The organism is Pseudomonas sp. Pse35 (assembly GCF_024519715.1).
Classification (GTDB): Bacteria; Pseudomonadota; Gammaproteobacteria; order Pseudomonadales; family Pseudomonadaceae; genus Aquipseudomonas; species Aquipseudomonas paracarnis.
Genome location: NZ_JALJRP010000007.1, coordinates 150,637 through 170,686 on the forward strand (window position 1 = coordinate 150,637; position 20,050 = coordinate 170,686).

13 protein-coding genes are annotated in these 20,050 nt (G+C 57.2%); 1 reads left to right on the forward strand and 12 read right to left on the reverse strand.

The genetic code is table 11. The annotated features are described in order from the left end of the window. Nucleotides 1-53: 53 nt before the first annotated feature. Nucleotides 54-746: a hypothetical protein gene (locus tag OC445_RS09135; protein ID WP_054896835.1), complete on the reverse strand. Its 693-nt coding sequence runs from the start codon at nt 744-746 to the stop codon at nt 54-56. A gap of 253 nt (nt 747-999) precedes the next feature. On the opposite strand from OC445_RS09135, the gene OC445_RS09140 reads away from it, so the two are divergent. Continuing rightward, complete coding sequence (locus tag OC445_RS09140) at nt 1,000-1,257, forward strand: hypothetical protein (RefSeq protein WP_005783616.1); 258 nt, start codon at nt 1,000-1,002, stop codon at nt 1,255-1,257. 77 nt (nt 1,258-1,334) lie between these two features. Here OC445_RS09140 and OC445_RS09145 read toward each other — a convergent pair whose 3' ends face one another. The 11 genes from OC445_RS09145 to pgaB all read right to left on the reverse strand — a co-directional run bounded on the left by OC445_RS09145 (nt 1,335) and on the right by pgaB (nt 20,050). Continuing rightward, nucleotides 1,335-1,778 carry a hypothetical protein gene (locus OC445_RS09145; RefSeq protein WP_072445732.1) on the reverse strand — a complete coding sequence of 148 codons (444 nt, stop codon included), beginning with the start codon at nt 1,776-1,778 and terminating at the stop codon, nt 1,335-1,337. 110 nt (nt 1,779-1,888) lie between these two features. Beyond that, nucleotides 1,889-2,362 (reverse strand): competence protein ComJ, encoded by a 474-nt coding sequence (gene comJ, locus OC445_RS09150; RefSeq protein ID WP_072445731.1) that lies wholly within the window; start codon nt 2,360-2,362, stop codon nt 1,889-1,891. Nucleotides 2,363-2,467: 105 nt separating this feature from the next. Next, nucleotides 2,468-3,049 (reverse strand): imm11 family protein, encoded by a 582-nt coding sequence (locus OC445_RS09155; protein ID WP_262020067.1) that lies wholly within the window; start codon nt 3,047-3,049, stop codon nt 2,468-2,470. A 234-nt stretch (nt 3,050-3,283) separates the two neighbouring features. After that, complete coding sequence (locus tag OC445_RS09160) at nt 3,284-3,640, reverse strand: hypothetical protein (protein WP_054896836.1); 357 nt, start codon at nt 3,638-3,640, stop codon at nt 3,284-3,286. Nucleotides 3,641-4,039: 399 nt separating this feature from the next. Next, entirely contained in the window at nt 4,040-4,471 is a 432-nt protein-coding gene (locus OC445_RS09165; RefSeq protein ID WP_262020068.1) for a hypothetical protein, read from the reverse strand. 997 nt (nt 4,472-5,468) lie between these two features. Continuing rightward, the gene (locus tag OC445_RS09170) at nt 5,469-5,870 is read right to left on the reverse strand and encodes a DUF6911 family protein (RefSeq protein WP_054896839.1); all 402 of its coding nucleotides are present in this window, start codon (nt 5,868-5,870) and stop codon (nt 5,469-5,471) included. Further along, nucleotides 5,867-14,023: a DUF637 domain-containing protein gene (locus OC445_RS09175; protein WP_198790416.1), complete on the reverse strand. Its 8,157-nt coding sequence runs from the start codon at nt 14,021-14,023 to the stop codon at nt 5,867-5,869. Before OC445_RS09175 ends, OC445_RS09170 begins: the two co-directional genes overlap by 4 nt. 30 nt (nt 14,024-14,053) lie before the next feature. Next, nucleotides 14,054-15,775 (reverse strand): ShlB/FhaC/HecB family hemolysin secretion/activation protein, encoded by a 1,722-nt coding sequence (locus OC445_RS09180; RefSeq protein ID WP_198790415.1) that lies wholly within the window; start codon nt 15,773-15,775, stop codon nt 14,054-14,056. Between the two features lie 455 nt (nt 15,776-16,230). Beyond that, a complete protein-coding gene (gene pgaD / locus OC445_RS09185; protein WP_034125431.1) occupies nt 16,231-16,707 on the reverse strand; it encodes a poly-beta-1,6-N-acetyl-D-glucosamine biosynthesis protein PgaD in 477 nt (158 codons plus the stop codon). A 2-nt stretch (nt 16,708-16,709) separates the two neighbouring features. Continuing rightward, nucleotides 16,710-18,050, reverse strand: coding sequence for a poly-beta-1,6-N-acetyl-D-glucosamine synthase (gene pgaC, locus OC445_RS09190; protein WP_054896841.1), 1,341 nt, complete (start codon nt 18,048-18,050; stop codon nt 16,710-16,712). Between the two features lie 2 nt (nt 18,051-18,052). Beyond that, on the reverse strand, nt 18,053-20,050 hold the full coding sequence (gene pgaB, locus OC445_RS09195; RefSeq protein ID WP_198790414.1) for a poly-beta-1,6-N-acetyl-D-glucosamine N-deacetylase PgaB: 1,998 nt from the start codon (nt 20,048-20,050) through the stop codon (nt 18,053-18,055).

Below are 20,050 nucleotides of genomic sequence, written 5' to 3' on the forward strand. Positions count from 1 at the left end.
GACTGGCATTAGCCCAAGCCCGCCCATCAACAGCCGCCAGCCTTCGCACAGCCCTACTTGAGCTCCTTCACCAGATACTGCGCAGAAATCTGCGTAATCCCGGTCAACGCCCGGCGCAAAGCTTCAGGGTCCGTGCGGTAGGTTAACGGTGTATAGCCATAAACGTTCTGACCATTGAACGGCGTGACCGCTTCAAAGGTGCGCCAGACCATCTCATCGCCGCGATCCATCTGAGCTAACACGTTAAGGGTCGGATAAATCACGCTGCTGAAACCCTGGGTCAGGCGAAAGCCCCACTCGGACACGGTCAGCTGAATCTGCGCATCAGCGGGCTCATCGTCGCCGACCACCTTGAGCGTCGAAGTCTTGCCCAACTCATCGACAAAGCCCTGCTTGAGCAACACGCCTACATCGAGTTTTTCCGCCTCCATCACCGTCAGAATAGCCACCGGCGTCGGCATCTCGGCCAACTGCCCGAGCTTCATGCCGCCGGCAAACCCGGCGCCACTCAACGCCGCAGTACCCAGCTTGGACGCTCCGCTGGCCATGCCAACACCCGCACCAACCCCGGCCCCCAGGGCCGCGCCCCAGGCCTGTTCGCGGCCGAAGTACACCATGTTCTTTTCCCACTTCACGGGCAGGACTTTGACGGTCTTGATCTGCGCGCGGTTTTCGGGGGTGAGAGGGTGGCTGACGCAGCCGCCGAGGATGAGGGTGGTGAAGAGAATGAGGAGGAGGTTTTTCACATTGGTCCTTTAATGTTTGGGGTGAGGCTTCGGATTTGCGTATTCGTAGTGCGTTTGTTCGTGGGCAGTATGTCGGCAATGGATAGCAAGATGTTAGCCGCTGCGGGCACGCTCCGAAGCAGCGGCATTTTGATGCCTTGCGCGGGCTTGGCGGTGCGGCTTATAGTCCGGCCGTCGCTCAAAAAGCGACCGGGTTTGGCGACCCGAAGAACGAGCCCTCAATAATCCAGAGAGCTTAATGATGAATCGATACATTCCCCTAACCGGCCACGACTGCACCGTCCCAGCCCTGATCATCGACACCCAGGCACCTCTCGACGTCCTTCACGACGCCGCCGTGCACCGCATTCGGGCCGTCACCCAACTGCTGGAAAACCTGGCCTTCCGCGAACAACTCAGCAGCGATGCCGTCGTGCTTTCAGACTTCGCCCATTTGCTGGCCATTCCGCTGCGCGATGGGTGTGACTTGCTGGATGTCATCAGTCGCAGGCTGAATGCCGATCCGTCCTGAGTGAAAATCGGGCGGCCTTAGTGTCGCCCCCTTTATGCGTGAGCAATTCAACTTAATAAACCGGTCCACTTTTTTCGTCATTTCACGCAGCAAACCTGATCATCCGAAAGATAATAAAGTCCCTCCAGCTTTCCGCAAATGGAAGGAAGACCGAAAACCGATTCTGAGGCATAAGAAATAGGCAGCTCGGTTCTAATCGAACAGGCAAACTCCGAACTTTCCCACGTTGGAGTGACTATACCGCTCCAAAAACTTACTGCGTCTCCCTTATCAGACAATATAACAGGCTTTACGTATTCAATTGCGGCATTGGAGTCCCAATATAAATAACCGCGATACACAGCGCCACTTTCACCAAGAAAATCAGTTAGAACGATAATCTGAAAATCTGAGCACGTTTCCTGTTCGGCGAGGGGGCGTACAGTTGACTCATCCTCCACTGTTTCGTCCATCGGAAAAAACCAAACGCTATAGCTATCAAGATCATCAATCGTTAGCTCATATACTTGTTTGTCCGACACAAATCGCCCCCTATGTAATTAAATACAACAAAAGGGGACAGAATTACTTAATAGGCTCTCAATTCTAATTTAAATAAATCTGTCCCTTTTCTACCCATTTCTCCGAATTTTTATCCTGCTGGAACCGCATCGATATCAAACTCACCTTGCTCGTCAATTTCGGCGTCTGCTCTCAACACCTCAAAATCGCAGCCCCCTAAATTCAAATGGACATTTATTTCATACGCTCCACTTGAGGAGGGTCTTATAAATTCGACCTGAAGAGAATAATCTCCTTCAGGCAGTTCTAGAGGAACCGTACTCGAAATACTACCAAGCTCAACATTTCTATCTTTCACCGTGAAGGGAACTTTAAGAGCCCGAACCACGTCTGCGCTAATAGCGGGCACTTGCTCGTTAATGAAAACGCTAATTATATGATCCCCTTCGTCGATCAAAGCTCTAAAAGAGGCACTTCCTAACCTCCACGCAAATCCTTGCGCATAACTACGATCACTCCAATCATTATACGGCTGATCAAGCGAGCTTAAAAACACGCAAAATTGCGAATAAGACAAATATATACTTTCTCTAAACCCAGCCATTAGCCCACCACCTTAATTCAACAAAAGGGGACAGATTTACTCAATAGCCTTTGTACTACCACCACGAATTAAGTAAATTCGCCGCCCTCACAACTACCTGACTAACTAGGCAACGGTTTCTTGATCGCCATTAACAGAATCAAACAGTACGCCGACAACACCAGCCGCCATAAATCGCCGTTTCACTTCTTCACTTACTATGACCGCACCCAAATATTTTTTAAGTTTAAATATATGACTTGATCCGACCCTGCCCGGGTCAACCACTAAATTGTAGAAAGCACGATAGTTGCCGGCCATATCTGGCCTAACAGGATCATCTACCTCAAACTTTTTATAGCGAGAGCGCTTTTCATCCACGCAATCAATTTGCGTTTCAATAATCATCAAAAAATAGCTCTGGCAAACCACTTTATTGTTTATCTTCACCGGCTCAAAAACGACATGCTGATAAAGTTCGTCTGTCTCTGGCAAACCGGCGAGCGAATTTTTTGCCCTCTCGCTTAAAACAGGAATACTGGCGTATCCAGCGAGGGAATAATCAACTTCTTTACCGTCGAACCTTACATCGAGGGTATATGTGCCTGGCTCCATAAAACTAACTGGAGGATCACTGAAATGCCAGTTATCTACATGATGTACATCTCCGAGCACCCACCTATCGCAGACAGTTACATCTTGTCGCATTAAGTAATATCTCATTTCAGTCCCTCGTAAGCCATTTATTAACTTCACTACCCACGATTACTGCTTCTGACTTAATCCCTTCCAATATTTTTGTCACGAATCAACGAAAAAAGGGGACTGTCTAGTCCTGAAATAGGTTTACACCTGCTTCAGGACTAGACAGCCTTTAAACTCTAGTCTAGATAAATCTGCCCTCTTTTCTTGTCCCTTTTCTTCAGTCCCCTTTTCTTCAACTTATTCATCATCCCATAACTGCCCCGGCGGCGCATAGTTACCATCTTCCAAGATGCTGCACCATCCAAAAAGCCTATAAAACATTTCAAGATCCAATATTTGGTAGATATCAATATCAACTTTTTTTAACGACACCCGACCGTGTGCATAGTGAGAGTATTGCCCACCTACCCCACCTATCGCTCTTTTTTCAAGTTCTGCACGATCCCACTCCAGAACGGTTCCTGCAGCTTCTGGCAAAGGGTCCAAAAATTCAATTTCAAACTCCGTTGCAATTTTGCAAATGCAAGGAATCAGCCTTTGCTCGAGCAGGCTGTGGGTTAACAAATTCTCGGGAAACTTAATGCTTAATTTCATTTCAGAGCATCCTTTGGAACAACAACATAACCTGAAAAATTCTTTTCAAAAGTAGTCGCGGGGCTAAAGTACTGCTTACCATGAGGATCACTGCAAAAGGGGACAGATTTATTTAATGCGCCTTTAAACTCTAATATTAAATAAATCTGTCCCCTTTTCTCGTGAGATTAAAAGGTGGTACCTACCCATCCATCTTTACTGGATACCCACGCAGACCGTGACGGCGCGCAACCCACAATCAGAAATACAACTACCATTATTACGCTAATTTTTTTCACGTTTTCTCTCCGTGAAAATGTGAAAAATGGGACATATTTATTTAATACGTTTTTCAACTCTAATTCTAAATAAGCCTTTCCCTTTTCTCACTTTTTTATTCATCTCCGCTCTGGCACCGACTCAACTTTTTCCATTTATATGATTTCGCCACGGCACGAGCAGTCCCTCCAACAAGACTCGATCAACAACACCATCATCAATGGCGCCGACAAAAGTTGTATCCAACTGAAACTCAAAGGAAATATCTTCCTTTTCCGATAACTTTTTTACGGCACAGACTATTTCTTCCACTTCATCTAGATTTTTTGAATCCATATCAACAGACAGTACATTCGGTTGCAGTGCTGAATAAATCTCCAACATTCCACCCACCACTTCCGCGCCCCCTTCGTCTATCGCGTAAATAAAGGTTGGCGGGGCAATGCTCCATATTCTTGACGCAGCGAGCTCATTCACGAGCTGCTGCACATTAGATCTAATAGACTGATCTAAGTCTTGAGCCACGTAGAAAATCAACTTTTGCTTCTCATGTTCTAGCGGTACGGAATGCATTATTCAGCTCCTTTTTTTGGAGGGTATGCCGGGAGAGCCGACCCTGGACCGCCTGGATTATATCTAAACCCTCCTGGCATATGCGCATCCAAATGCCGTGTATCAGGCAGTGGCACAGTAAGTGGCGAACCCTGAACATAACAAAAGGGGACAGATTTATTTAATATGCTTTTCAACTCTAATTTAAATAAATCTGTCCCCTTTCTCATAACCTCTTTCTGAGGAGACATATTCAAAACCCTCACTTTTAAACTCCACGTGAGGAGTACCATCTTCGGGGGAGCTCTCTCTAACCAACAGCATAGACTTAGGCGCTCCCAACTTAGCGCCTATCAAACTCACGGTTTTCTGCAGCTCACCGAAATTGGAAACCATACTAATTCGTTCTTCTCAACAAAAGGGGACTGATTTATTTAATGCACCTTTAAACTCTAATTTAAATAAATCCGCCCCCTTTTCTCTCTTTTCTTTACCCTTAAAACAGCAGTTAAACGACATAACATCCTTTTACGTTAGAAGTTTCGTATCTCCATGACTTTATTAGCCGATCCGCAGCGACAAAAACCGAATATCGGCAATCCCTAATCCAAGTTATGTAATACCGCCTGCCTCCGTTTTCATCAACAACCTTATCAAAGGTCTTATTTTTATTTACAGGCGACCAATATGAGTCGCCACATCCTCGAGTGCAGTCTTTGTAAAGGTGGGAATCGAAATGAGTACCTACCCATAGATTCATTCCATTTTCCCAATTGGAATGGGAAGGTGCGCAGCCAGCCAAGGCCGACAATAATACTACTAAAAGCCATTTATTAATTTTCACGCTTTTTCTCCGACTCAATTGCTGGGCGGTACTTATCGTACAGTGCTCCATAATTTACAAGCAGAGCAGGCGGCACGAACAAAAGGGGACAGATTTATTTAATAGGGCTTTACCGCCATCTCGAATTAAAATAAATCTGTCCCCTTTTACTCTTTTATTACATTTTTATTATTTCTATGCACTCAAGACGAACGAACTCACATCACCAAAATTCAAAAACTCTTGAAAACAAGAAGTAACGACACCTATATCTCTAGTTATGAAACTCGCCGGGTAATAGTCGCCCAAAATCTCAACTGAACTTGTCCCCATCGACGTATTATTAAGAGTACGCACGACGTGCTCACCATCTTCAAGGTATTGATTTAGCATCAAAAGATAATTTCCAGAATCAGCGTAAAGATTGATTTCATACGGTCCATATTCAGGCGTCGGTGAAATAGACAACGAAGCGACACCGTCAAATTTTCTATACTTGCTTATAATGGACTTCACATCTTCCAGGGACGGTTGGCGAACAAGAGGGATTTGCAATCTACCGTGTTCAGGATTAAGTGTATACCCTCCAATTATCATCTATTTTTCTCCTTAATGGACTTCATGCCTGACTCCCAGTAATAGTTTTTCGGAAGTCCCGTTTTATCATCTATAGCTTTCACGGTGAGCGATTTCAACTCAGCTTTTTCTGCGGCAGCAGCAATGTCACCTTTGCAGAAACCGCATACATCTTTTCCTGCGACCGTCATGGACATGTCCGCCCCCGCAGTTTTACCAGAGCTATATGCTTGCTGAATCACACCTATTTCTGCGTGGGCATCTTTCATATTTCCGTTTGGATAAAGCTTGCCAGGATTCGTAGCAGCTTTATCTGCAATCCTATCCGTGATCAACGAAGGTATTTTCGGGTCTGCCTCGTTGAGCGGACGAGAGGTCTGATTGACGTCTTGGAAGGTTTGTCCACCTACCTTTCCCTCTGCGGCTACTTTCGGAGCCGCGCCCTTAGCCGCCCCTTCTATAACATTCCTCTCGGCCAGTGCAGCGGTTTCGGAATCCGTAAACATGCTTGTTGCGTTTGCATTCTTAGACGCAGCGCCTTTGGCTGCTCCTAACTCTGCTCCTTCAACGACTCGCCCAGCAACCTTACCTGCCCCTCCTAACCCACCGCCGAACATCATGCCAACCATTTCGGCATGATCACCCTTCATAGTTTGCTGCACCGCGAGGCGCGTGTCGTCCTGATTCTTATCTTGGAAGCCCCGAACGATAGACTGTTCTGCTTTGTTGAGCCCGCCGCTCTGATCATATTTATCCAGCGCTGCATTACCCGCCTCCACGTCTAGGCGCTGCGCATTACAACTCGTAGGATCATTACACTTCAGCAGCGTAATGCCAGTTTTCTTATCGCTGATTCCTGCGTACTTAGTAGCCACATCGCTACGGCAGGATGAAGGGCTGGCTGCCCCACGGCACCCTTTCAAATCCTTAACTAAATCATCAACTTCATGGTGATTTAGGTAGTTATAGGCCGTGGCATTTTTCGCGATTTCAGCACCTTTCTGCACGTCACCGTCAGTCGCACCAGCGGCCGCAATTCCGACCAATTGCGAAGCGGCTAGCAACAACGCTGGATCGCCATCTACCACTTTCGCCAGTGAGGTTACCAGTGCTTCGTTAGCTCCAGCAGCGAGAGCGCCCGTAGCAAAACTGCCGCCGCCAGCTTCACTCAAAAGCCCGCCAACCAAAGCATGCAGAGCGATTTTTTGAGGCCCTGATTCTGACCATTTTTGGCCTTTCGAGTAATCGCCTACAGCGTTAAAGGCGACCGCTTGCAACGTGCTCTGCAACTGCGACCGTAGGGAACTACCGAGATTGTCTCCAAAACTACCGCCTTGAATAGCAGTGCTTAAACTTGCTTGGGCAACTCCTTGCGCCCCCGAATAGACGGCAAACCTACCGATGTCAGACGCGGAACTGAGGTCAAACCCTTTTGTAATGTGATTGACGTTGTCGCCAGTTACACCAAACGCAGGATCAAGCACGCCAGCGGTAAAACCTGCAGCTAACGCCCCAGTTGCATACCCCTTCAAGGCTTTGCTTGACGTAATGTCTTGAAAAGTTGCACCGATGTTTCCGCCGTTATTGATGAAGCTGACGGTGCTTCCACTGGCAACTGAAGTTAACGCAGCAGTTGCCATAACGTTGCCCCAACCGGCTGCTGCGGTCCCAACCGCCGTACCAGCTGAGACCATAGCCGAACTGCCTGCCGCAGCCATTGCCGTACCAGACCCGGCACTGGCACCCGCAGCAGCGCCCGCGACGCTACTTGCGGCCCCAGCCGTCAAAACTGTCACTACGATGATGATCGCCAGCATGGCTCCTTGGCCTAAGCTGGAATGGCTGTACTTGAACGAATCATGCAGTTCCTGCACTTGCCGCCAATCCACATCCCCACGCTTCTCGGCTTCTTTCAACCAAGCCAACTGTGGGTCTGCTTTGACCATCACATCAATCGTCTGGCTAACCGTGTTCTGATCAATCTGTTTAATGTCGATCTTCAGCCCGTTAACCGCCTTGATCGCCAACTCACCCTGTGCCTTCAACTCACTTTGGCGCAACGTCTCGTCGGTATTACCCTTGCCCTTGGCGCTGGTCCAAGCCAGGTCACCCTTGCTTTTCTCGTGACTCTCCTGGTGCAGGTCTTTGACTGCCTCGAACGTCACCGCACCGCCACTGGTGATCGCCAGGTCGTTACCACTCTCAAGCTTGGCCCGCTGATACAACTGATCACCGCCACTGACCAGTGACAGATCACCACCAGTCTTGATCTCAGTCCCCACATTCGTGACGTGGGTCACCTCATCACGCTTGGTCTTCTTCGCGCCCCAGCCCCCCTTCTCCTTCATGTCGTAAAGGCTGTAGGTGCTGTTCTGCGCAGCCAACAAACTCAACTTGTCCCCGCTATACAGATAAGCCTCATTCCCCGCGCTGATCCTGCTCGCCACGATCGTGGTGTCACGCCCCGCCTGGCTGACAAAATCCCCACCCGCCGTCAGCACGCTCGCCACTTGAGTGGTCTGGTCGTCCGAGGTCTTGATGCGTTTTTTGCCGTCCTTTTCCTTGCCCTCAACGTTGTGCATGTCGCTGACCGAGGCGACGTTGAGGTCGCGGCCGGCGGCGATGTTGAGGTCTTTGCCGGCGGTGGCGGTGCTGCCGATGATGTTGACGTCTTGCCCGGCCTGCATGTTGAGGTTGCCGCCCGCCGTGACGCTGGCGGCGAGGTTTTTGACGTCGGTGGTGATGCTGGATTTCTCGCCGCCGTCGCGGGTCTCGTGTTTGACGCGGGTGTCGCTGGCGGCGATGAGGTTGAGGTCGCGGCCGGCGGTTAAGTTAGCGTCGTTGCCCGCTACCAGGGCACCTCGGTTGGTGAGGTCGCGGCCGGCGTCGATGGCGAGGTTTTCGCGGGCGACGATGGTGCCGGCGCTGGTGTCGGTGAGGGTGCGCATGCCGGCGCCGTCACGTACCTGGATGGCGGTGGTCTCGTTGGTGATGTCGCCTTTGAGCGCCGTGAGGCTGACTTGTTTGCCGCGGATTTCGCCGGCCATGGCGTTGCGGATGCTGTCTTGGGCGAGCAGGTTGAGGTTGTTGCCGGCTTCGACCAGGCCGCCGGTGTAGATGCTGCCGCTGCTGATGGCGGAGAGGTTGTTGCTGGCGCGCAGGGTGCCGACGTTGATCAGGTCGCCACCGGTGACCAGGTTGAGGTCGCGGCCCTGGATAAGGCTGTTGCCGCGCACGTTGCGCGAGTCGGCCTGGGCCAGGTACAGCACCGGTACGAGCACGGTCTGGCCGTCGATGACGCGGTTTTCCATCCACACGATGTCGTGGGTCAGGGCGCCGACTTGCTGGTCGGTGAGGGCCACGCCCAGGCTCAGGCGCAGGGCGTCTTTGCTGGCGAGGCCGTTGTCCATCAGGTAGCGGAACTGGTCGGCGTCGCTGTACAGGCCGCCGGCGAGGAAGCGCTGGCCGGTTTGCGCGAGCACGGCGTCGCGGATCAGGCGGGTTTCGTACTGACCGTCTCCGAGGCGGCGCCAGGCGTTGTCGGCGTTGAAGCCGAGCTTGCCGAGCAGGTAGTCGGAGCTGAGGAAGCCCGATACGGAAGTGAACTCGGGGTTGGTTTCGATCAGGTAGTGGCTGGCGGGGTCGGCGTTTTTGACGAACAGGCCGTACTCGCCCTTGGGAAGTTGGAAGGTGGGCGAGGTGGTGGGGTCGACCGGGGCAAACGCGGTGCCGGTGTAGTCCACGGGCACGAAGCCGCCACCAGGGGCCACGCCTACCACGGGCAATACGCTGCCGGGCGCCTGGGCGCTCGGGTCGTTGGCGTGTTTGCTCAGGTTGATGTTGATGCCGCCGACGGGGATGCCGGTCTGGTCGTCGCCGAGGGTGCCGGTCAACTGGGCCAGGGTGTTGTTGTGCAGCGTGCCGTTTTGCAGGGTGCGGGCGACGTTGAGGTTGACCGTGCCGCCCGCTTGCAGGGTGGCGTCGTAGCCGGGGCCGCTGTTGTTGGTCCAGGTGGTGACGTCACTTGCGTAGGCGAACGGCAGGCTGTTGGGTGAGCGGCTTTTGAGTTCTTCGAAGCGCGCCTTATCAAAATTCCCGGCCGCCGTGGCCGCATTGAACGCGGGCACGTCGACGTATTGCATGCGTTCAAACAAATCGTCGGAGACGTGACCTGGCGTGCCGATGACAAGCTTGCGCTGGCCCGTGCGCGTGGCGGCGCCCTGGTTGAGCAGGTCACCGGCAGTGATGCTCAGGTCGCCATTGGCGGCCATCAGGCTGTAGCGGTTCTGCACGTTGTCGCCTTGCAGCAGCATGTTTTTGCCCGCCACCAGGCGCGCCGCTACCGAGTCCTTGGTCGCCGCCTCGAGGTACGTTTCGTAGATGGTGATCTCGCCGCGTTCCCAGTTGTCGCTCTCGCCGCAGTGCTGGCCACAGATCCAACTCAAGCTGCCGGTGGTCAGCGTTTGCCCGAGTTCGAATTCATCTTTGGCGTTTTCGATAAAGCCCGCATTGATGGCGATCGAGCCTTCGCTTTCCACGGTGCCGGAGCGGTTGCTGAACAGCACGGCACGCCCGCCATCGCGGGCGGCGAAGCTCAGGTTGCCTTTGCTGTAGACATCGCCATAGCTGTTGCTGAAGCCATTGCTGCGCAAGGTCATGTCGCCGCCGCTGAACAGCAGCGTGTCGGCGGCATTGGTGATGCCGTTGACTGCGGTGAGGTTCACTGCACCCTGGGCACCGAGGGTGCCACGGTTGTTGATTTGCGCAGCGGCGATGTCCAGTTGCTGGCGGGCGGTGAGGAAGCCGAGGTTGTCCAGGGTGCCGCCCAGGGTCAGGCGCGCATTGGTGGCTGCCAGGCGGCCGCCGTTCTGGCTGAGGTTGTTGGCGGCGACGGTGAGTGTTTGCAGGGCCGAGACGCGGCCGCTATTGCTCATATCGCCGGTGGTGATGCTGATGTCACCGTCGCTGAGCAGTTCGCCGCCGTTGTCCAGGCTGGCCACGTTGAGGATCAAGCCCTTGGCGCTGGCCATGCGGTCACCGGCCTTGAGGGCCAGCCCTTGGTCGCTCTTGTAGGTGAGCGCGTCGTTGAGTTGCACGCGGCCCAGGCCATCGACGTTGCCGAATGCCCAGTCGGCGCTGCCCATGCCCTGGATATTGCCCTGGCTGCCTGCGAGGCTGGCGGTGTTGAGGTGGAACAGGCCGGTGCCGGCGTGTTGCAGCATCCCGTTCTGGTTGTTGAAGCTGGCCGCGTCGAGGCTGAAGGCCTGGCTGCCGAATTCGAGGGTGCCGTTCTGGTTGTTCAGCGCGCCGCTGAGGTTGAGGCTGCTGCTGGCGCCGCCCAGGGCACGCAGTTGCCCGCTGGCGCTGTTGTCCAGGTTGCCGCCGTTGAGGCTCAGGCCCTGGTTGGCTTCGATCAGGCCGCCCTGGTTGGTGAGCGTGTCGCGTGAGGTCAGGTTGAGCTGGTTGCCGCTGATCTGGCCGCCCGCGCTGTTGTCGAGGCTGGCGCCGCTGACGGTCACTTGTTCTTTACCGAACAGTTTGCCGCCACGGTTGGCAAGGGCTTCTACGGTCAGTTGCAGGTTACCGACCAGGCTGGCCATCAGGCCGCCGCTGGCGTTGTCGACGCTGTTGGCGGTGACGCTCAGGCTGTCGCCCTGCACGGTACCGCCCTGGTTATCCAGGCGGGTGGTGTTCAGTTCGGTGAGGGCGCCGCCGCTGAGGATCAGGCCCTTGCGGTTGCTCACATCCTGGCCGCTGTAGCTCAGGCCTTCGGCGCCGGCCAGCAGTTGGCCGTTGTCGTTGTTCAGGTGCTGGGCGGCGATGTCCAGGCGCTTGCCGCGCAGGGTGCCGCCGTCGTTGTTGAGGGTGGTGAGTTGCTTGACCAGCACGCTGCGTTCGCCCGCGTCGATCTGGCCGCCGATGTTGGTGAGCAGGTCGCTGACCTTGAGCACCACGTCGCCGCCATCGCTGACCAGCGCGCCTTTGTTGCTGTTGATGAAGGTCTGCGCGGTGACGTCGACGGTCTGGCCCAGCAGGATGCCGGCGCTGTTGTCCAAGCGCTCGCCTTGCAGTTGCAGCAAGCCTTCGCTCTGGATGCGGCCCTGGGCGTTGAGCAACTGGCCCGGGCCCTTGAGCAGCAGGCTTACGCCCTGGGCGCCACCGGCCAGCAGGCCGGCGTTGCGGTTGTCGAGGCCCGAGGCGCGCACGTCGAGGTGGTCACCCAACACGCGCCCGGCGCGGTTGTCGATATCGCCGCCGGCCACGTCGAGCAGCAGTTGCTTGCCGACGATGGTGCCGCCCTGGTTATCCAGGTTGGCGGCGTGCAGTTCGATATCGCCCTGCCCGGCCTGCAAGCGGCCCTGGGCGTTGTTGAGCTGTTGCGCGGCGGTGAGGGTGAGCTTGCCGGTGTCGGCGCTCAGTACGCCGCCTGCGTTGCTGCTGAGGGTGCCGGCCGTAACGTTCAGATCGGTGCTGGCCTGGGCGAAACCCTGGTTGTTGTTGAAGGTGTTGGACACGGCGAGGTTGAGCGCGCCGCCGTCGGCCTGGATCAGGCCCTTGAGGCTGTTGTCGAGGTTGCTGGCAGTGACGGTCGCGGTCTTGGCCACCAGCACGCCGTTCTGGTTGTTCAGGCTGCCGGCGTTGACGGTCAGGTCGTTGGCGATGACTTGCCCACCGCTGTTGTTCAGGTCGGCGCTGGTGAGCACCAGGCTGCCGCCGGCCATTTCGATACGGCCCTGGCGGTTGTCCAGGGAGGCGCTGTTGAGCGTGGCGGCCTGGCCTTCGCCGAAGCGGATCAGGCCGCCGAGGTTGACGATGGCCGGCGAGTTGATCGCCAGGGTTTGTTCGCCAAACAGACGTGCGCTGGCGCCCTGGTTGGTGAGTTTGGCGCTGCTGACCTCGACGGTCTTGGCCTGGATGATCGCGCCCTGGTTGGTCAGCGCTTGCGCGGCGGTAATCGCCAGTGCGCGGCTGGCCAACAGGTTGCCGCTGGTGGTGACGGTTTGCGCGTTTACCACCAGATCGCCGGTGGTGTTGCGGCTGTTATCGGCGGCGACGCCGGCTTCGATGATGCCGGGGTTGTTCACGCTGGCCGCGTTGATGTCGATGCGCTGGCCGGCGGCGATGCTTTTGCGGTTGACCAGGGCCTGGGCGCTGGTGACCTGCACGTTGCCGTTGGCGTAGACCTTGTCGGTGAGGTCGACGTTTTGCGCGGTGACCTTGACGTTACCGGTGGCCGCCGCCTGCGCCATGCTCAGGCGCCCGTTGGCGTCGAGCTGAATATCGCCGCCACTGGCGGCCAGGGTGCCGTCGAGCTTCACGCCCACACCTGCCTCGGTGCCCACCAGTTTGATCGCGCCGGCATACATGCCGCCCAGGGCCGACGAGTCGATCGCCAGCTCCGGCTTGGCGCTGCCGTCATCGGCGCGGGCGGTGGTTTTCAGGCTTTGCGCATCGACGTCGTTGCGCCCGGCGATCACGTTGAGTTCGCGGGCGTTGATTTGTGCGTTGATCTTGGCCGAGCGGGTGATGATGTCGAAACGTTCGACGTTGCTGGCGTTCAAGCCTTCGCCGTCGATGGTCACGGCGCCGCCATCCACTTCATAGCGCTGCAATTGGCCGCTGGCGTCGAGCACCGGTTTGCCGGTGGTGAGGGTGACGTTGGGGGTGTTGATAAAGCCGCAACCGCTGCACGTCACGCCGTACGGGTTGGCGACAATGACCTTGGCCGACTGCCCCGCCACTTCGGTGTAGCCGCGCAACTGGCTGGGGCTGCCGCCGTTGACTTCGTTGAGGATGACGTTCGCCGCGCCGCCCTTGAGGTTGGGGTTGCCGACAATGATCCCGCCCAGTTGGGTGTTGACCATGGCGGTGTTGCCGTTGTTGAGGATCACGCCGTTGGGGCCGACGTTGTAGTCCTTGAACTGGTTATGGGACAAGCCCGCGCCATTGGGGGTAGCGATGTTTACCACCGGCACGCCATTGCCCGCCGCGCCCACGGTGGTGCCCGGCGCACTGACCACAATGCCCTCGGCCTGGGCCAGCAGCGGCTGCCAGAACAGTGCGTTGGCAAGGATCAACGCCAGCCCGCGCTTGGGCAGGCCGAAGAACGCGTCCCGGCGCTTCAGGGCGGCAGAAGGTTGGCGGGCCAGGAAGGCGAATTGGCGAACATCCATTGTCAGGCTCTCATGCAGCGGGGCGTTGAATTACAGGAAAAAATCCATGCGGAAGTAGATCGGCGCTTCGCGCTCGGTCACCACACCGGGTCTTTCTAACGAATGAGCAAAGGTCACGCTGGTGCTGACGTGTTTGCCACGGGCGAACAGCTCCAGGGAGTTGCTGGACACCCGGCCATGAACGTTGTCGTTGTAGCGGTCGTTGCGGATCACGCCTTGGTCATAACCGACGCTGGCGCCGTATTCGGCGAAGGCCGGGCGCATCCAGTCGAGGGTCACCGGGCGTGCCCAGCGCACTTCGTTGCGCCAGTAGCCGCCGCTGTCGCCGGTCAGCAACTGGTCCTTGAAACCGCGCACCGACGCCGAGCCGCCGAGGCTCATGCGCTGGGGCGAAAACAGAATGTCTTCGCTGCGTTGGCCGGTGGCCAAACTGCTGAAGCTGAACGACTCGCCCCACAGGCTGAACGGTTGCAGGTAGCTGACGGTGGCGGTGTATTTGCGGTAGCGCGAATTGGGCTGACGCCGACCGAGCGGGTCACGCTCGTCTTGAGACTGGGCGTCGAGCAGGCCGATGCCGCTTTGCATGCCCAGGTCCAGGTTGACGAAGGCACTGCCGATGCGCCGACCGTGGTTGACGCCCAGTTGCAGTTCGCTGAGGCGGTTGCTGCTGGCCTCGGTGCGTGTGTCGAGGATGTAGTTGTTGGTACGCAGGTGCGCCAGGCCGACGTTGACCGAGGTCTTGCTCACGTCGTCGCGATGGATCACCCGCTCGGCGCGCAGTTGGTGGTTCTGGTTGTCGCCGTCCTGCTTGAATTTGAAGCCGTCGGTCACGCCGTAGGTGCGGTAGTCGCTCTCGCTGTAGGTGTAGCTGAAGTTCCACCAGCCCCAGGGCAGGTTGTAGTAGAGCATGGTGTTTTTCGAGGTTTTCTGGTGGTCGCTGATGGCGTCGTGGCCGCCGCGCAGCATCAGTTGGTCACCCAGGCCCAGTGGGCTGTCCCACTCAAGGCCAGCGCCCCATTGCTGTTCGCCGGTGCTTTTCTGCCCATCGTTGTTGCGCGACAGGCTGGCGCGCCAGGGCTTTTGCGCGGTGTTCTTGACCACCACGTCGCTGCCGCCGATTTGCTTGCCGGGGGTGAGTTCCATCTGCGCCTGTTTGGACGGCAGGCGGTTGAGCTGGTCCACCAGTTGCTCGATTTCACGCAGGTTAAGTGCTTCGCCGACTTTGCCGGGAAAGGCCATGGCCAGTTCGCGGTCGGTCACCGTGCTGCCTTCGGCGCTGCGCAGGGCTTCGAGCTTGCCTTCCACCACCAGCACTTGCAGATGGCCGGGGGAGAGGTCTTGCTGCGGCAGGTAGGCACGGCTGGTGACGCGGCCTTTGCCCAAGTAGTAGTCGGTGATGACCTTGAGCAACTCGTTAAGCTGGGATACGCCCAGACACTGGCCGATGTAGGGCTTGAGCAAGCGCTCGCGGTCGGGCGCCGGCAGGCTGTCGGCGCCTTTGAGTTCGATGGTTTTGATCGGGAAGCAACGGGTGTCGGCCGGGGTTGCCGGGGCTTGGGGCTTGTCCGCTTTGCCGGGCAGATCCTGAAGCTCCTGGAGGCGCCGCTGTTGCTCTTCAAGCAAGCGGTTCTGCCGGTCGCGGATCAAGTCTTGATCGCCAGGCGTGGGGGCGGCGGATGCACTGTTCAGGCCCATGCAGGTGAGCAGGAGGGTGCAGAGCAGTAACCGGGTCCGTGGCAATAACGAAGACATGTTCGATCCATCGAAAATCAAGGGCCGCGAAACTAACATCGAACTTCCAGCCCGCCTAGAAACGGGCGACGTGGGGCCGTTCGACTGATTAGTTTTCTAACCTGTTGATTATTAATGATAATTTTTCATCAAAAGAGTTTAAGTCGGGCACTTGCAGTGATTATTCCGACAAGTGGCAACTGTTTTGATGGCGATTCGACGAATGACTTTCCGACTGCCATTACTTAGCCATCAGATGTTCGCCGAGTTAGGTTAGTACCGGAGAAGGGGGAAAAGTTCGCGGGGGTTTTGTGAATTGGATCCCATTTATCGGAATTGCGACACGTGCGTTGAATCAGGTGGGGAGCACTCGCGCCATTTTGTAGGAGCGAGCTCGCTCGCGAAAAACTCACAGGCGCCGCGTTTATTCAGAAAGCACGCGTTATCGCTGGCGTTTTTCGCGAGCAAGCTCGCTCCTACATAATGCCCTTGTCTTTGTCGGGTACCAGGGTCAGGCCGGGGCGTTCGACGTCGCGGGAGACGTGGGACTTCACTTCTTCGACGCCGCCCTCTTCATCGTTGTGAATCACCAGCACGCCGGGGCGGCGCAGTTGTTCGAGGTCGCCATCGCCCAAGTTGAAACTTTCACTCAGGTGCTGGTCGCTCAGCGCATTGGCCTCGGCGCGGCGCTGGGCGAATTTGCGCCCGCGATGCTGCTGATAACGTGCCCAACTGATCAGGATCACCGCATTGAACAGCGCGATCCACAGGTAAACCTGCAAGGTGTTGAGCGCCGCAAAGATCGGCGCCTCGATGCGTGGGCCGCCGTGGGTTTCAAGCATGGCGCTGATGCCTCGCGCCAGCAGCCAGATCAACCCACCCCAGGCCAGCAGGGTCAGCAGCACATCGACGATCCACATCAGTGTGTTTTGGCGAGTTCTGACCAGTTTCATGATCACGCCTCCTCTTGTGCAGGTTTGATACCGCGGTCCGGGCTGACCCAGCGTGCGCGTTTCTGATGCTGGTTGAACAACACCTTGGGAAAGCTGACCAGGGTGGTGAGCAGGCTCACCAGCCAGAACACCATCGGGTACCACACGGTCCAGAACAGGGTTTTCCACAGGTCTTTTTCGTAGCGCCGGTCGATCAGGATGCTCACCGCAAACTGCAGCAGGCACACCATCGCCAGCACCAGGCCGGTGAACGCGGGCGGCACCAACGAGCTCACGGTGATCGCCGCCGGCAGCGTGACGAATTTACCCACGGCCCAGAAGATCACCGACAGCAGGAAGGTGAAGGCCCAACCGGTAGACAGGCAGTACTCGAACAGCAGCGGCCACAGGTAGCGGTGGCGCCATTGCCAGATGCCACGGATGTTCTTGAACAGCACTTCAGCGCCGCCCTGGGCCCAACGCAGGCGTTGTTTCCACAGGCCGCCGACGGTTTCGGGCATGAGGATCCAGCACAGCGCGCGCGGCTCGTAGAAGATCGCCCAGTGATCGAGTTGCAGCTTCCAACTGACATCGATGTCCTCGGTGATCATGTCGGTGCTCCAGTAGTCGATGCGGTCCAGGGCCTTCTTGCGAAACGCCACCACCACACCGGAGACCGTGAAGATCCGACCGAATACCCGCTGGGTACGCTTGATCAAACCGATGATCGAGGAGAACTCGCCCACCTGCACCCGGCCGATCAGGGTCGAGCGGGTACGAATGCGCGGGTTGCCGGTGACGGCCCCCAGGCGCGGGTTGTCGAGCATCGGCGCGACCATGTAGGCGGCCGCGTTTTTGTCGAGCAAGGCATCGCCGTCGATGCACACCAGGTATTCGCTGCGGGCGGCCACGGCGCCCATGCGCAGGGCCACGGCTTTGCCCTGGTTCTGCGCCAGGTGCAGCACGCGCAAGCGCGGGTGTTGCAACGCCAGGGCATCGAGAACTGCGGCGGTGTTGTCGCTGGAGCCGTCGTTGACCGCGATCACTTCGATGTTCGGGTACAACTGGCCGAGGGCCGCGCCAATGGTGTCAGCGACGTTATCGCCCTCGTTGTAGCAAGGGATGATGATCGAGATCAGCGGCTCGCCGGCCAGGGTCGGCGCCGGCGTGTCTTCTTTCCACGGCCAGTGGCGTTCCCAGTGCAGCCAGAAATACAGGCCACCGGCTATCCATAGTGCCGACATGAACAACGGGTAGAAGAACACGAAGTCCATCAGGAACTGCCCGGTCACCAGGAAGATCAGGCCCAGGGGCAAGCCCAGTACCAGTGCCAACACGAATAGAGCCAGGATTCTGTCAACCATGATCAAGGGTTCCATTGGTTGGAGAGGGCCGGACGAATAGTTTTCAAGTCCGGGGAGTTTTCCAGGAAGTTGTCCGGGTAGTAGCCGAAACTGGTGACGCCCTGGCGTTTGAGTACACCCATCCACTCTGCCAATTGCTCAGCGCTGATATCCGGTGCGGCCTGGGTGCGCCAGTCTTTGGCTTGCAATTCGAAGATGGTTTTTTCCATGGCGCCGGGGCGCGCCTTGACCGTGGCGATGAGTTTTTCCAGCCAGGCGTTGGAGGTCTTCACTTCCTGGCCTTCCATCAACGGCATCGCCATCGGCGCGGTCCAGTCGTAGGCCTGGAGGAAGTCATCAAGGTTCTGCGCGAACCAGGTTTCGCTGCCAGGGTTGAGCATCGGCTCGGCGAAGATATTGCGCGCGGTGAGTACCTGCGGCCCACGGATAGCGCGGACCTTGGCGGTGAGCTCATGGGTGAAGTCGATCAGGTAGCGGCTTTTGAAACGGGTCCAGCGCTGCATCACGGCCGGGTCGGCACGCAGGGCGGCGATGGTGTCCGGCAGGCCTTGGGCCGCATAGGCCTTGAGCGCTGCGGGGCTGGCGTCTTCGAAGTCGTTGAACACCGCATCATCGTGGTAAAGGATGCCGTCAATCGGCCCTACACGCGCCAGGTCTTGGTAGATCTCACCGATGATCTGCCGCACCTTGGGATCAAACGGCGACAGGCGCTTGTATTGATCCGGGTCGGGGCCGACCTGGCCGGTTTCCGGGTCCCAGCGGGTGACACGCGGCAGCTTGGGGTCCAGGGCAAAACTCAGCACCGGCATCCAGGCGTACACACTGGCATGGGCACGGGTGTGCAACTGCCAGGCGACACGGTTGAAAAGATCGGCCCGCATCGGCAGGTGACGGTTAGGGAAGTACAGCGAATGCACCAGGCCGTCGCCCTTGGGGTCGGCGAAGGCTTGCAGGAACACGGTGCCAGCACCCATGTCCACCACGCGCTGAACCAGCACGTCGAGGTTGCGCGCCTGTTGGGCCGGGTCGGGGTCGTACACGTTGTCCAGGTCTACGTGCAGCACGCGCATCGGCGCTTTGGTCTGCACGGCGACCATGCTGTTGGCAAAATGCTCGCCGTCCGGGTCTGAGGCCACCAGAAAGCGTGGGCTGTTCATCAGGTTGCCGAGGTCGTCGAGCCCGTCTTCCAGGGTCAGCGCCATCTCGTAGCCGTGCTCGCCGACCACCGCCAACGAGGTGCCATCGGCGGCCCCGTACGGCCACACCCATACACGCGGCGCCTTGCCGGTGACGGTTCGGATTTTGTTCGAAATCGCGGCGACGTCAGCCCGCATACGCGCCTGGAACTGCGCTTCGCTTTCGTAGCCGTTGGTTTTGGGGTCAAAACTTCGCGTGGTGGCGGCCGGTTCCAGGTTGCCCTGGGGGTTGGCCAGGATGCCTTTGTGATTGGCGTCGGTGTGGGCGGCGATTTCCACCAGGCCAGACTGCGACACCTCGCGAATCTGCTGCCACGTCAGGAACTCTCCCCGTGGTCGTGGCGTACCGGCAAAATCCACCGGTTGGTTCAACGGCGTGTCGATCCAGGACCCCACCGGTGCCAGCAATGCAGGCCAGTGGTAGGCACGCAGAATCGGCATCACGCGGGTGTAGAAGCTGGAATAACCGTCATCGAAGCTGAGCATCACCGCCTTGGGCGGCAATGCCGGGCCGCCGCGCCGGGCTGCCAGGATCTGGTCGACGCTGACCGCCTGGTAGCCGTTTTCACGCAGCCACGCCAGCTGCTCGACCAAACGCTCGGTGCGCACCGCCACCACGGCTTGATCGGGGTCGCGATCTTCTACGTCGTGATAGGCAATGCCCAAAAAGTGGTTCTTCGGCCACGGCGCTTCGTTGGGCGCTATCGGCCGTTCGGCGGGTGGGGTGTAGGGCGCGGGTTGTTGGGCGCAGGCGGCGGCCAGCATTACACCCAGGACCAACAAGCAACGGCTGAGGACGGTCAT

Excerpts from the sequence above, each read along its gene's own strand:
- comJ (WP_072445731.1), bottom strand. The coding sequence starts at position 2,362 with ATGGCTGGGTTTAGAGAAAGTATATATTTGTCTTATTCGCAATTTTGC.
- OC445_RS09155 (WP_262020067.1), bottom strand. The coding sequence starts at position 3,049 with ATGCGACAAGATGTAACTGTCTGCGATAGGTGGGTGCTCGGAGATGTA.
- OC445_RS09160 (WP_054896836.1), bottom strand. The coding sequence starts at position 3,640 with ATGAAATTAAGCATTAAGTTTCCCGAGAATTTGTTAACCCACAGCCTG.
- OC445_RS09165 (WP_262020068.1), bottom strand. The coding sequence starts at position 4,471 with ATGCATTCCGTACCGCTAGAACATGAGAAGCAAAAGTTGATTTTCTAC.
- OC445_RS09170 (WP_054896839.1), bottom strand. The coding sequence starts at position 5,870 with ATGATAATTGGAGGGTATACACTTAATCCTGAACACGGTAGATTGCAA.
- OC445_RS09175 (WP_198790416.1), bottom strand. The coding sequence starts at position 14,023 with ATGGATGTTCGCCAATTCGCCTTCCTGGCCCGCCAACCTTCTGCCGCC.
- OC445_RS09180 (WP_198790415.1), bottom strand. The coding sequence starts at position 15,775 with ATGTCTTCGTTATTGCCACGGACCCGGTTACTGCTCTGCACCCTCCTG.
- pgaD (WP_034125431.1), bottom strand. The coding sequence starts at position 16,707 with ATGAAACTGGTCAGAACTCGCCAAAACACACTGATGTGGATCGTCGAT.
- pgaC (WP_054896841.1), bottom strand. The coding sequence starts at position 18,050 with ATGGTTGACAGAATCCTGGCTCTATTCGTGTTGGCACTGGTACTGGGC.
- pgaB (WP_198790414.1), bottom strand. The coding sequence starts at position 20,050 with ATGACCGTCCTCAGCCGTTGCTTGTTGGTCCTGGGTGTAATGCTGGCC.